12 protein-coding genes are annotated in these 12927 nt (G+C 45.0%); 4 read left to right on the plus strand and 8 right to left on the minus strand.

Features of this window, described 5'->3' with window-relative positions:
• Positions 1–18: 18 nt before the first annotated feature.
• The 8 genes from cmr6 to HQ49_RS12090 all read right to left on the minus strand — a co-directional run bounded on the left by cmr6 (position 19) and on the right by HQ49_RS12090 (position 8485).
• Positions 19–786 (minus strand): type III-B CRISPR module RAMP protein Cmr6, encoded by a 768-nt coding sequence (gene cmr6, locus HQ49_RS04775; RefSeq protein WP_039418704.1) that lies wholly within the window; start codon positions 784–786, stop codon positions 19–21.
• Positions 783–1268: a hypothetical protein gene (locus HQ49_RS04780; RefSeq protein ID WP_039418705.1), complete on the minus strand. Its 486-nt coding sequence runs from the start codon at positions 1266–1268 to the stop codon at positions 783–785. Before HQ49_RS04780 ends, cmr6 begins: the two co-directional genes overlap by 4 nt.
• On the minus strand, positions 1265–1981 hold the full coding sequence (gene cmr4 / locus HQ49_RS04785; protein WP_039418706.1) for a type III-B CRISPR module RAMP protein Cmr4: 717 nt from the start codon (positions 1979–1981) through the stop codon (positions 1265–1267). Before cmr4 ends, HQ49_RS04780 begins: the two co-directional genes overlap by 4 nt.
• A 13-nt stretch (positions 1982–1994) precedes the next feature.
• Complete coding sequence (gene cmr3 / locus HQ49_RS04790; protein ID WP_039418708.1) at positions 1995–3293, minus strand: type III-B CRISPR module-associated protein Cmr3; 1299 nt, start codon at positions 3291–3293, stop codon at positions 1995–1997.
• 1 nt (position 3294) lies between these two features.
• The gene (gene cas10 / locus HQ49_RS04795; RefSeq protein ID WP_235290062.1) at positions 3295–4974 is read right to left on the minus strand and encodes a type III-B CRISPR-associated protein Cas10/Cmr2; all 1680 of its coding nucleotides are present in this window, start codon (positions 4972–4974) and stop codon (positions 3295–3297) included.
• Positions 4946–6160 carry a hypothetical protein gene (locus HQ49_RS04800; RefSeq protein WP_039418710.1) on the minus strand — a complete coding sequence of 405 codons (1215 nt, stop codon included), beginning with the start codon at positions 6158–6160 and terminating at the stop codon, positions 4946–4948. The genes cas10 and HQ49_RS04800 overlap by 29 nt, the downstream gene beginning before the upstream one ends.
• Before the next feature lie 235 nt (positions 6161–6395).
• On the minus strand, positions 6396–8018 hold the full coding sequence (locus tag HQ49_RS04810) for a hypothetical protein (protein WP_039418711.1): 1623 nt from the start codon (positions 8016–8018) through the stop codon (positions 6396–6398).
• Positions 8019–8323: 305 nt separating this feature from the next.
• Positions 8324–8485 carry a DUF1661 domain-containing protein gene (locus tag HQ49_RS12090; RefSeq protein ID WP_232522104.1) on the minus strand — a complete coding sequence of 54 codons (162 nt, stop codon included), beginning with the start codon at positions 8483–8485 and terminating at the stop codon, positions 8324–8326.
• Here HQ49_RS12090 and HQ49_RS11285 point away from each other — a divergent pair.
• From HQ49_RS11285 to dtd, 4 genes are all read left to right on the plus strand, one after another.
• On the plus strand, positions 8466–8558 hold the full coding sequence (locus tag HQ49_RS11285; RefSeq protein ID WP_130262605.1) for a DUF1661 domain-containing protein: 93 nt from the start codon (positions 8466–8468) through the stop codon (positions 8556–8558). The genes HQ49_RS12090 and HQ49_RS11285 overlap by 20 nt on opposite strands.
• A gap of 199 nt (positions 8559–8757) precedes the next feature.
• The gene (mnmG, locus tag HQ49_RS04815; RefSeq protein ID WP_039418712.1) at positions 8758–10635 is read left to right on the plus strand and encodes a tRNA uridine-5-carboxymethylaminomethyl(34) synthesis enzyme MnmG; all 1878 of its coding nucleotides are present in this window, start codon (positions 8758–8760) and stop codon (positions 10633–10635) included.
• Positions 10636–10668: 33 nt separating this feature from the next.
• Positions 10669–12468, plus strand: coding sequence for an excinuclease ABC subunit UvrC (gene uvrC / locus HQ49_RS04820; RefSeq protein WP_039419002.1), 1800 nt, complete (start codon positions 10669–10671; stop codon positions 12466–12468).
• Between the two features lie 6 nt (positions 12469–12474).
• Positions 12475–12927 (plus strand): D-aminoacyl-tRNA deacylase, encoded by a 453-nt coding sequence (gene dtd, locus HQ49_RS04825; protein ID WP_039418713.1) that lies wholly within the window; start codon positions 12475–12477, stop codon positions 12925–12927.

Below are 12927 nucleotides of genomic sequence, written 5' to 3' on the forward strand. Positions count from 1 at the left end.
AGGCAACCGGCCGTAATCCTACTTCTGAGGTTTTACGAATTGCCCGTAGCCGACATTGGTCTTGGCTCCGAGACCAAAAGTGCAGATAATAGCTTCGAAAAGCTTTGTCTTAAAGTCTACCGTTAGTTTCTCTCCATGAGCTTTCAGGATAAAGCGAAACTTATAGGTTACACCCGGATTGACTCTCAAGAAACGTACAGGATTAGGGTTTTGCAGAGGATTGGGATGGTGCGTGATATAGTCCTCTCCAAAGAGTTTGTTATCTGCTTTTATCGGGATAGCATCGAGGAATATGTCTCTGTCATAAATGGAAAGTCCTTTTCCTTCAAACACAGTCTTAATAATTTCTTCACGTGTAACTCCGTCGTTGAGCTCATAATCTGCAAGGAAGTCCCACTCTTCGATGGCAGAGCGTAGCATCCCTTTGATAGAAGAACCGGGGATAACGGGCAAACCCGATGTATAATCAAAGTACATCCCGAGGTTATAAACCTCCGGTGCGTCATCTTCCTTATCCTTCTCAACCTTCTTACCCTTCTCATCCGCAGGTTTGTTTATCTCGTGATGATAGCCCACACCACAGAGCAACCCCGGATAGCAGGTCTTTAGCTCGAAGCTCGTTACATCCTCAATATCATTTTCTTCGTCGTAGGGAGGGAGAATAGCTCCCTTTATTAGTTTATCGTTCTTCCCTTTATTGAACGTAGAGAAGTTGGTTACAATGCCCTTGCTATTGAGTTTTATCGTATTGAAATACTCTCGATAGTACCAGTGTCCGAAATTCATTGCGCACCTCCTTTTTGTTGTTCTGTATTGCTTGTCTCAGGCTCTTTAGCAACAAAAGTCCGAAGTGCCAGCTTGAGAGCCACCGCATACTCAAGTATTTTGCGCTCCCACTTCTTGGCTTTGCCCTCTAACTCTTCTATACTTCCTCCCTTTTTGTCTATTACAAGTTCGATAATCGCTGCGGGGGAGTTATTAGTCATGTTTTCCTTTCCGCCCACTGCCATATAGTATAAAGCTCTGAGCCATAAGGTTCGCTTATCCTTATTGTAGAATATGAGCGTAGGGAGAAGTCCCGACTGAATGATAGTAGGACCAAGAGCATTGATATACCCCTCGTGGACTTTCTCGAATTTGTGTGTTTGAGGGTCTACAATCTTAGTCAGTTCTGGTTTGCTACTTTCTTTCTTCTTTAATTGCACCTCTACATACTCGATGGCTTGCATCGCCTTGGGAATTAAATTCTGAATGACTTTCTTATTCATTTTTTAGAGGAATCTTCAATGTTAGTAATCTTGCAAAAACCATAACCAATAGAGCCATTAGCTCCTATTTGGATGACTCCCTTTTGGATTTTTGTGTTGAACTCTTTGAAGATCTTTTCATCTTTTTCATCGTAGGATACAAAGAAGACAAAACGGCTCTCGGCAGGTACAACCTCTTCGTACCATAGGTTCTCACTCTTCCCATTGTCCAATTTGTTGCGTGCTATGACGGGGAGTTGCTCAAAGTCCTCATTGGACAATGGCTCTTCATGCTCTTTATGCCCTTCAGGTAACATCTCTTTAATATCGAATGGAGCAGAAAGAAGGTTTGCTAACTCCTCTATAGGCTTTTGCAGGGCTTCGTTTGTTTTGAGAATGTAACTGATATTCTTTTGAGTTGTCTGAACAGGATAGGCTAATAGGTTAGCTTGGAAGAAGGTGAAGTTGCCAATGCTGTGCTCTTCTTCATTATTCTCATTACTATTATTTTTCTTATCCCTGTTCACATCAGCTCCAAACACATAGTCAAGCTCGGTAAAGCCTTGCTTCGAAAAGAACTGTCTCAAAGCTCCTTTGAGGCTGGAGGAGTAGATGCAGGGCGTCCCTGTGGTTACGTCTCGTTGTACACATTTGTCCACTACTTCGTAGGTGGCATCTCCCTTACCCACGTGCATATTGGTAAGGCATCGAATGATATAGGTGGCAGTTTTCATTTTTATATTCTGTTTATTTTATTGTTTTTAATGGATTGATTACTTCGGCACGATTGTAGCCGATGGTATAGAAGTTGGTGGATGCTGCGAGGTGCTCACAGAATTGATCCGCTTGCTCTTTAGTATCGAAGTAAAACACGGAGCCTCTGGCATATAGTTCATGTTGATGACTTAGAGCCGTTTCATCTTTTTCGAGGTACTGCTCCTCTCTTTTCTTCTTCTTGTTGTAGAACTTTCGTGTCCCTACGTGAGTGAGCAAACAGGCAAAGTCTTTCACTTCCGTGCTTGCAAATTTTACCCCCTTGAGGTGATTAGGCTCAATCTTAGCATCGGATAGGAGTACCACGGTATAGTGCTTCTCATCGCTCGTAAGAGCAGAACCCTTAATGTTGAGTTGGAGATCCTCTGTCTTTTCGCTTACCTCCATAAGGAAAGGTTGTCGCTCTCCACCGAGGTAGACAATTCTCTTATCTAACCTCTTATCTAACTCTTTGTATTCGATTTCTCTCTTTATTTCTAAAATAGTGGCAAAGCAGAAGTCGTGCTCTCGCACGGGTGGTTGCTTGCGCCCTTTATTCTCTTCGTCCTCTACTACCTCTTTGAAGTTTTTGAAATGGTAGTATCTCTGACGGAAGAAGGCATCGTCGTTCGTAGTCCCTTTATAATCTTTGCGTATCCCGATGCGCTCATCTTTTATAAAAAAGTCCTCTTCGTTAAGGAGCGTATGGCTTTTGGAAGATAGCCAGCAAGATGCCATACCTTTCTTGGGGTCATAAGCCTCAAAAATGGGAGGGCATCCAGCTTCACAGGAGGGATGTAAGACCTCATGCGAGCCTTCTTCTTCCTTTTTTTGAGATACTCTACTCTTAAAGATGGGAATGGGAGGGCATCCAGTTTCACAGAAGAGATGTAAGAGATTGTATGGGGCTTTCTCTTTTTTCTTTTGAAACCGTCTACCCACAGGCAGGAAGTACTCTTCCTTACCCTCATCGTTCTTCTTGTCTATGATAAAGACAGGAGAGAGCGATTGGATAATACCAAACTGCAACTTATCCTTGACGAATGGAGAGAAGCTCTGTTCGCCAATCAATTCGGCAGCTTTATGTTCATCTTGTATTTTATTATCCTTGAAGACGTCCTCTCCTGCTATCTGCAACAGTTGATAGCGCAAAAGCCCCAACAAGGTAGTTTGCTGTGGGAAGAGGGAGGAGTACACGAAGTAGTTGGCATTGTCATCGCCAAAGGTTTTCTTCTGCCCAAAGAAAAACTTATCCAAAGGCGTAAGCTTAATAAGATAGGTATAGGTAGACATATTATTTCTCTTTTTTAGCTGTTACAAATTGACAGTAGCGCAAGATGCCGTGCAACAGTTTCTTTTTGTCTTTCAACTCGCGAGGAGCATCTTCGGAGCGATGCATGGAGTGGATAAACTCCTTGAGGAGGGTGAAAAACCTTTCATTCTCTTTGTGAATCTCTTCGTCGAAAAAGTTGTCAAAGACCGCATTGATACGCTCTTGGGACTGGGTAACCTCCTCAGTGAAAAGTATCTCATACATCTCTTCTATCCAATAGATAAGACTATTGAGCATATTCCCATCGCCTTTGAAAGCTCGTACAAGCTCGACAGTCTTTCCATACAAGCTTTCCTTTCGAGCAGTCTCATCAGCACCGCTATGCTTACACGGCAGTAGGAACTCTATCTTCTGCCCACTGTGTTTCTGTATGGATATAGCTACGGCATCTTTCTTCTTTTCCTTTTCCTCTTCCTCTTCCTTTGCTTTCCTCAACATACTATCGGCTATGTCTATTGCCTCAGACATAGGATTCTTGTAGTAAAAGATACTTACGCCGTAAGACATCGAAAGACCTTCGCCTATTTCCTTTTGGATAAATAGGTCATCTATCTCCTTAATAAGGTTGAATACATCCTTTTCGGTATCACCCTCCAATACAGGAGTAAAGAGAAAGAGATCATCGCCTCCGATATAGACAGGTCTAGCCTTTGTTTTCCGTATTAACTCATCGGCTACCTCAACAGAGAACTCGAAGAACGATTTTGTAAATCTCGTTAGCTCGTTTTCCTTTTCTCCGTTTTCTTTTATTTCCTTTTCCTCGTCTACTTTGAGTTCTTTGATGTATGTCCCAAAGCCATCTCCGTCCGCCTTTATGACTGCCAAATACTTGTAGCAGTTGCGAAATCCTCCCTTTATGGATTTTAAGTCGCTGTACTTTACCTCTCCGTTTTCATCTTTGAGAGGATTTTGTTCCCATCCCGATACGGCTATCTCTGAAGTGCTGGGGAAAGCTCTTTCTTGGGAATAAGCCTTTAAGAAAGGATTATTGGGAGCCTCGATAAAGAGTTCCATATAATCCTCATCGGTGTGCGAGGAGGCTTTATTGAACAACTCCTGTGTATCTAAGTATTTATTGAGTTGCTCCAAGATGTTACAATCGGAGTTAAGCTCCACCGTTATGCAGGAGATAGAGAGGTAATCCTCTAAGTACTTGCGAATATCCCCACCCTTCAAAGCAGCATTGCTATACCGATTTTTTATTTCTTCAAGCTCTCTCTTTCGCTTTTGGTCTCTTTCCTTTGTGATTTTTTGCTCAATATCCTTTTCTTCACCCTGAAAAGTAGATATGAATTTGCCTGCAAGTTCGCCGAAGATTTCCTCTTTTATTTCTTCGAGCTCACCCTTCTCCCCTTCTTTAAGTACTCCCTTTGCAAAAAGCCTATCAGGGAATAAGCCCACCTTTTTAGAGGTTTCTTCTGAAACATCTTTGCCAGCTCGATGTGGAGAGAGAACCTCAAAGTTCCCTTCGGGTCGCTCTTCTTTGGGTAGTTTTTCGAGTAATTCCCGCATTATCCATGAGAAGAGGTAGCTCGCAGTCCAAAGGGACTTCACGCTTCGGGCCTTGTCTAAGGTTTTACCTATCGGCCCAATGGTTATTGCTGTGTATGCGTTATTTTTTATTTCTTTCGAGTTCATCATAAATAGCTTTTATTCCGTCGAAAATATCCTTACCCTCTCCAATTGCTGTTGACTTTCTTAGCTCGAGCTTCATGTTTGAAAATATATATCCAAGAACTTCTTTCAAATCAATATCCGTTGGGACTTTCAAGGTTAGAGGCTCCTTTTTGAGAGGAGTAGCATTTTCTTTGTATAGTGCTTCCACGCAAACTTCGCTACCTAAAAAGTCGTTCCATCCAGAAGATTCCGGGAAGACATCAAAAAACACAGTAAAATTATTGCCAAAGCGAATAGGCTTGAACTGGATGGGTGACTTCAAACGAGAAAACTTTTCTTCCCCTTCATCCGTTTCTTTTTTGCAAGTCTTCTTAACCTGATGCTTTTGCCCCCATGCTTCATCGGTGGAGAACCCTAATAGATCTCTAAAATCATTTTTCTCTTTAGAAGAAATATCTTTTACTTTATATTTTATCTTTTCCTCTTCAAGTTGCTTAGGAAAGAAATACTCTTTGATGCTCTTTTTGTCCCATTGTTCTTTTAGAACGGTCGTTACGTAGTAATGCAGTGCTGACTTGAAGTAAAGGATATTTGTCTTTTTCCCTCCTTTCACCCTATACTCATTTATGCCACTTCTAAGGCTTTTATAGAAGTAGTTTATTCTATTCATAACCTCCTTGTAGTCGCTTCCTGAAACATCGAACGAGTATTTATAGACATCTCTAATCCCCTTTTTCCCATTGCTCTTTACGGTAAACGAACCGTATCCTTTGGATTGTCTTGTACCAAAGTTGTGAAGTTGAAAGAACCGAACAATGGACTCCTTTATACAACCTTTTAGAACTTCATCCTTTACCAATATGATTATCTGTACACTCTCTGCCGTAACCAATCGTTTGGGCTTTTTTGCTTTTATGTTTCCAAAGTACATAGGTGCACTTTTTGCGTCTATGTCTTCAGTATGTACCTTATGAGTTATAATCCTCATTTTGTAGTCAAGACTTTTTCGAACCTCTTTGTCTTCCTTCTTTTCTTTATCTTCTTCTCTCTCCTTAATAACACTCTTAGGAAGTTTTTCTTTGTGTTCTTTCAATATAAACTTGTCGAGCTTCGGCTTGACCTCGGAGGCGCGCAGCGTTGCTCCTGCATCCCTGGCCTGGAAGTGGATGATGGGCGTATGCTGTTCCAATTCAAATTCTAACTTATACATCGTGGTCTATTTTTTTGTTTCGCATTGTTCTTACAATAGACTTCTATGAGCCCCTTGTTTGTCTCAAATAGCGATTGGGCAAAGAAGAGGTTATTTTATTTTTTTGCTTTTTTTCGTTCCTGTTCGATCCATTTTCGGTACTCTAATTCTTCCTTTTTGATTTTGAATTTGCAAACCCATATAATGGCTACGACACCAATAATAGTAAGAGCTACCACTATGAAACACCATAATATCAAAGTTTCTTTTTCCATATCATTATCTTATATTTGAGATGTTTGAGATATTTTTTTGCTGGAAAATAGAGACATATTAAGAGGAGAATAATTGTAACAATATCTCCACTGTTTAGTCTCCAATTTGAGGAGCAAACGTCTACTGTATGCTGTACTTCAAATATCTTATTGAAAAACGTTCCTCGTTGGAGAGCATAAGTACTCAAAATAGCAACAAATAGAGTAAGAGGGAGGTAGCGATTGGCAGTTTTGTTGAGCACACCCTGCTCCTCGAGTTCCGTATAGTTGAAAAGTTCGCCCATCTCTTCGTCGAGGGCTTTGGCATCTTTTCGTATGTTCATATTGTTTTGAAGCATATCGTACATTTCTATGCCCTGTATTTGAGGGGTAACCTCTCGAAAGTAGGTCTCATTAAGAAAGCGGATATAGTTGCCGTACAGCTCTTTGACCTGCTTTTCAGTTTTTCTCTTTGTCTTCTTGTCCAATATCAGTTGTGTGATAGAGGCTATTTCATTGCTGAAGCGTAGTATGGTAGAGCGTTGCACAAGGCTCAATGTTGCCATTTGGTAATACATAGTTGTAATATGGTCTCCTATAAGATACCAATCTGAAATACCTACGAGAGAGTCTTTGGTTAGACCGAAGAGAGTGCCACTTCCCGACCATCTTGCATAGGTTGTTCTCTTTATATCCTCCTTTTGTACAGAAGCATTAGCCACACTTTTTCCTCTCCCATCTCCAAAAAGGTATCGAAACCAAAGGTTTCCAAAGTGTCCCTCTTCGTAGATGCCGCATTCTCTATTTTTGCCAAATATTTTCGGTTTGCTCTTCAGCTTTTGGGCATAATCGGGGCTATGGTAGTAGGTTATAAAGAACATCCTATCATCCATAACGGGGGAGATGCGGATGATGTCTTTCCGTTCGCTCTCTTGATGAAACACGAACTTTTGGCACCCATCGTCTTCTGTTCGATCCATCTTGTTGTAACCGAACACCTGACGTATATGGTCGGGAGGGAGAAAGATATTCGTATGACTAATATCCTCTTCGAATTGGCTGAAGTCATCGTCAAAATCCATCACACCTAAACCTCCATAAATACGGTCGGCAAGAAAAGAATCCTTGGACTTTAATCTGTTCCCTTTTTCCATAAACTGAGGGTAAATGCGTCTGCCCGAGTCATTGATGCGGAGGATGTCTTCAGATGAAGTGTACCTATCGTTGCGGAGAAAGTAGGCTACCGTTCCCACACCCGTATCGAATACAGATACGGCTATCTTCTCAAGTTGTAGAGAGTAGGTTGTGGAGACTCCATTGATTTTCACAGAGATGTTGTAAGTGCCTTGGGTGTCGCTCAATTCATAGTAATAGACCGAAGGGTTTTCTTTCGTTCCGAAGAGGGCTCTCCGGGCGAAAGGATGAAAATAGGTGTATTCATTGTAGCGTTCTTCCGAGGCTCCTATCTCGAAGTATTGCCTTTTGAGAGGACTGACTGCCGAAAACAGTTTGTCAAACTTTTTTATATCTGTCCTCTCGTTATAGGAAGCATACCCTCTCTTTTCGATGTAATCCCACTGAAAAGGAAAAATAAAGATATGCCTACTGTAAGTTTCAGCTTCCATACACTTAATATTTTTTTATGAGCAATCTATAAAATGATCGAATTACATCTGTGGCATAGACCTTGGAAATCTCTAACACATATATTATTCTATCAAAACGCAATGAACATCCCGAAGGGAAGAAGCTCTCTTTGCCTCCATTTATGAGTAAATGAGGTAAAAAGATTGGCCTGGTTCATTGTTTTTAGAGTTAAGGCCAAATTTAATACAAATAAGTGGACACACTTTTAATTCGATTGATAAAAATTCGTCCGTGTAAAGGTCGTTATGAAGCAGACTAATATGGGGCTATCCACTAAAAGGTATTATCTCCGGTAAAAGGAGAGCAGGTTAGGCAAATGGCATAATTTTTTTGCAGACAAATCTGCCTCTCCGAAGTTCACAGACCGGAAATGCTCGGATTGCGGAGCGTGTTTTCGGGAAAAGCGGCGCGAGAATTTTTTCGCTGTGGCGCGAGAATTTTTCACTTCCCGAACCAAAACGAAAAAGTTCCCGCGCCACGTTTTTCAGAGCGTGGAAATAGAAAATTATGGCGCGTAAACCCGTCCTTCTCTCTTAATACGATAGCGCACGAAATGATGCGTCTCCACGCGAAATGAACTTTGGGGAGCTTGATTCCGAGACAAATACCGCTCATCCCCTGCCAAGCTCCATAGATGCCAAAACCGAAAGTTGCTAACTTTGTTAAGTAATCACGGCCGACACCGGTGTCGGCCACCGGTACTAAGGAAACATTCCAATGCAATTTAATTATGATGTCATCGTGGTGGGTGCGGGCCATGCCGGCTGCGAAGCGGCTGCGGCTGCGGCCAAGCTCGGTTCGCAGGTATTGCTCATCACACCGGACATGAACAAAATAGCCCAAATGAGCTGCAATCCGGCTGTCGGAGGAATAGCTAAGGGGCAGATAGTCAGAGAGATAGACTCCTTGGGCGGACGGATGGGTATCGTCACGGATGCTACAGCCATCCAGTTTCGCATGCTCAATCGGAGCAAAGGCCCTGCCATGTGGAGTCCGCGCGCTCAGAGCGATCGCATGCGCTTCATGGAAGCATGGCGCGATATAGTGGAGCACGAGCCTAATCTGTACATGTGGCAGGACAGCGTACGCAGCCTCTCTATTCGTCAGGGTGCCGTCACGGGAGTAGCGACGGCTCTCGGGGTGGAGTTTCAGGCACGTACCGTGGTGCTGACTACAGGGACTTTCCTCGGAGGTGTCATGCACTTCGGGGAGCGTATGATCGAAGGAGGACGAATAGCCGAACCGGCTTTTCACGGCATCACGGAACAGCTTCGTGATCTGGGCTTCAGGACCGACAGGATGAAGACGGGGACTCCGGCACGAATCGACGGCCGGAGCATCGACTTCAGTCTGACCACGGAGCAGTCGGGAGAGGAGGATCACCACCGTTTCTCCTATATGGATACGCCCCGAAGGGTACTACGCCAAAGGAGTTGCTACGCGCTCTACACCAATCCCGAGTGCCACGAGATACTGAGCAAAGGACTGGATCGCTCACCCCTGTACAACGGACAGATCCAAAGCATCGGCCCTCGATACTGCCCCAGCATAGAGACCAAGATCGTCACCTTCGCCGACAAGGAGATGCACCAGCTGTTTCTCGAGCCGGAAGGAGAGACGAGTAACGAGTTTTACCTCAATGGCTTCTCCTCGTCTTTGCCTTTCGAGATTCAGCTCGAAGCCCTGAAAGCCATCCCGGCTCTTCGCCATGTGCATATCTATCGTCCGGGTTATGCCATCGAATACGATTTCTTTGATCCCACACAATTAAGACATACGCTTGAGACCAAGCCGGTGAAAGGACTGTTCTTCGCCGGTCAGATCAATGGCACGACCGGCTATGAGGAGGCTGCCGGACAGGGACTGATAGCCGGTATCAATGCTCACCTGCAATGCCATGGCGCAGGCGAGTTCACACTCGGACGCGACGAGGCTTACATAGGGGTGCTGATCGATGATTTGGTGAGCAAAGGCGTGGACGAGCCCTACCGCATGTTTACATCTCGAGCCGAATATCGCATCTTGCTACGTCAGGACGATGCCGACATGAGGCTCACGCCGAAGGCGGAAGCGATCGGACTGGCAGACAGCAGACGCAGCGAATTGCTCCGAGAAAAGCAAGCATTTCGCGATAAGCTGATCGACTTTACGCACAAGTTTTCCCTCAAACCGGATCTGATCAACCCGCATCTGGAGTCGGCCGGCCACCTTCCTCTCAAGCAAGGCATCAAACTGTACGACCTGCTACTCCGTCCTCAAATAGGGATGAATGAAGTCTGTTCGATGGTACCCTCTCTCCAAAGAATCGTTGAAGAGATTCCGGCATCCAGACGTGAGGAAACCGTGGAAGCTGCGGAGATCCTGATCAAATACGACGGCTATATCAAACGAGAAAGGGCCTTGGCGGACAAGATCAACAGGCTCGAGAGTATCCGACTTCCACAGCATGTAGATTATATGCAGATGCAGTCCCTCTCCACCGAAGCACGCCAAAAGCTGACGAGCATCCGGCCGGAAACCATAGCGCAAGCATCGCGAATACCGGGAGTCTCACCCCACGACGTAAGCATCCTTCTCGTTCTCTGTGGCAGATAACGTTTCACGTGAAACAAAATATCGAACCGAATGATGACCCCCGACGAACTGAACATCATCCTCCCTACCCTGCCGGAAAAACCGGGTTGCTACCAGTACTTCGATGAGGACGGGAAGGTAATCTACGTAGGCAAGGCCAAAAACCTTCGCCGTAGAGTCAGTTCGTATTTTCACAAAGAGCACGCAGACAGGAAAACCCGCATACTGGTCAGACAGATCAGGAGCATCAAATACATCGTTGTGGACAGCGAAGGAGATGCCCTGCTGCTCGAAAACTCACTGATCAAGGAGTATCAACCTCGGTATAATGTCCTGCTCAAAGATGGGAAGACATACCCCAGCATAGTCATCAAACGGGAGCCTTTCCCACGTATATTCGCCACACGGGACATCAAGAAGGATGGATCCGAATACTTCGGCCCCTATCCGGGCGCACTCATTGCCAAAGGGATGCTTCGCCTTGTGAAAGAGATCTACCCGATCCGTACCTGCAAACTGGATCTCGGTGTGGAGAAGATCCGACAAGGGCGGTATCGCGTCTGCTTGCAGTACCATATCAAGAAATGCAAAGGCCCCTGCGTCGGCAATCAAACTTCGAACGAGTACGAAAGCAATGTATCGGAAATACGCGATCTGCTCCGAGGCAATTTGCACAGACTTGTACGCATGTATCGCGACAGAATGCAGGCATACAGCGAAGAGCTGCGCTTCGAAGAGGCACAGATATGCAAGGAGAGAATAGAGCTTCTTGAGCGATACGAAGCCAAGCATACGGTCGTGCCACGCAATATAGACAACGTAGATGTTTTCTCTTACGACGAAGACGAGCACACGGCCTATATCAACTACATGCACATAGAGCACGGAGGGATCAATCGTGTGTACACCTTGGAGTACCGAAAGCAGATCGAGGAATCGAAAGAAGAGCTCCTTGCTGCGGCGATAACAGAGCTGAGACAACGATTCGAAAGCAACGCTCACGAAATCGTTCTGCCGTTCGACACCGGTTGGCAAACGGGAGAGAGCATCACGACTACAATCCCCCGGCGTGGAGACAAACGGAAACTGCTGGAACTATCCGAGAAGAATGTGGCTCAGTACAAACTCGACAAACTCAAACGTGCCGAGAAGCTCAATCCCGAACAACGTGCTCTACACATCGTCCACGGGATCCAAAGGGATTTGCACTTGGACCGCCCACCCAAACATATCGAATGCTTCGACAACTCGAATATACAGGGTACGAGTCCGGTGGCGGCCTGCGTTGTTTTCAAAATGGGGAAACCGAGCAAAAAGGATTACCGAAAGTTTCACGTGAAAACAGTCGAAGGGCCGAACGACTTCGCCTCCATGAAAGAAATCATCAGCCGGCGTTACTCCCACCTCACAGAGGAGGACTTACCCCTACCCGACCTGATCGTCGTAGATGGAGGCAAAGGACAGCTTAGCGCAGCCTACGATACATTAGATAAATTGGGACTCATCGGTAAGATACCCATCATAGGATTGGCCGAACGACTGGAAGAGATCTTTTTCCCGAAGGATCCCGTTCCGCTGATTTTGGACAAGAAAAGCGAAACGCTCAAGGTCATACAGCACTTGCGCGACGAAGCGCACCGCTTCGGGATCGGGTTCCACCGCGATGTACGAAGCAAGAAACAAATCCAAAGCGAACTGGACAATATCAGAGGCATCGGCAAGAAAACGAAAGAAGATCTGCTCCGCCATTTCAAAAGCGTAAAGCGAATACGCTCGGCTGAAGTGGAAGAACTTAGTGCTCTTATCGGCCGAAACAAAGCGAAACTATTATACGAAGGACTCAGAAAGAAATAAGAAACGATGAGAGTGGTAATACAAAGAGTAACGGAGGCATCCGTCAGCATCAGAGGAGCAGTACACAGCCGTATAGGTCAGGGAGTGCTGGTTCTGGTAGGGATAGAAGACCGAGACGGAGAGAGGGACATCGAACTATTAACTTCCAAGATCTCCAACCTGCGTATCTTCGATGACAGTGACGGGGTGATGAACCTTTCCGTCAAAGACATCGATGGAGAAGCCTTGGTTGTAAGCCAGTTTACACTCATGGCATCGACCCGGAAAGGGAACAGACCCAGCTATATAAAAGCTTCCCGTCCGGAGATTGCCATCCCTCTCTACGAGAGCTTCTGCAACAGCTTGTCCGCAAAACTGGGGAAAGCCGTCGGACAAGGCGTATTCGGAGCAGATATGCAGGTAGCATTGGTGAACGATGGGCCGGTAACCATACTGATAGACACACAAAATAAGGAGTAG

Origin of the sequence: Porphyromonas gulae (genome assembly GCF_000765945.1) — a bacterium.
In the GTDB taxonomy this organism is placed as follows: Bacteria; Bacteroidota; Bacteroidia; order Bacteroidales; family Porphyromonadaceae; genus Porphyromonas; species Porphyromonas gulae.

Excerpts from the sequence above, each read along its gene's own strand:
- cmr6 (WP_039418704.1), bottom strand. The coding sequence starts at position 786 with ATGAATTTCGGACACTGGTACTATCGAGAGTATTTCAATACGATAAAA.
- HQ49_RS04780 (WP_039418705.1), bottom strand. The coding sequence starts at position 1,268 with ATGAATAAGAAAGTCATTCAGAATTTAATTCCCAAGGCGATGCAAGCC.
- cmr4 (WP_039418706.1), bottom strand. The coding sequence starts at position 1,981 with ATGAAAACTGCCACCTATATCATTCGATGCCTTACCAATATGCACGTG.
- cmr3 (WP_039418708.1), bottom strand. The coding sequence starts at position 3,293 with ATGTCTACCTATACCTATCTTATTAAGCTTACGCCTTTGGATAAGTTT.
- cas10 (WP_235290062.1), bottom strand. The coding sequence starts at position 4,974 with ATGATGAACTCGAAAGAAATAAAAAATAACGCATACACAGCAATAACC.
- HQ49_RS04800 (WP_039418710.1), bottom strand. The coding sequence starts at position 6,160 with ATGTATAAGTTAGAATTTGAATTGGAACAGCATACGCCCATCATCCAC.
- HQ49_RS04810 (WP_039418711.1), bottom strand. The coding sequence starts at position 8,018 with ATGGAAGCTGAAACTTACAGTAGGCATATCTTTATTTTTCCTTTTCAG.
- mnmG (WP_039418712.1), top strand. The coding sequence starts at position 8,758 with ATGCAATTTAATTATGATGTCATCGTGGTGGGTGCGGGCCATGCCGGC.
- uvrC (WP_039419002.1), top strand. The coding sequence starts at position 10,669 with ATGACCCCCGACGAACTGAACATCATCCTCCCTACCCTGCCGGAAAAA.
- dtd (WP_039418713.1), top strand. The coding sequence starts at position 12,475 with ATGAGAGTGGTAATACAAAGAGTAACGGAGGCATCCGTCAGCATCAGA.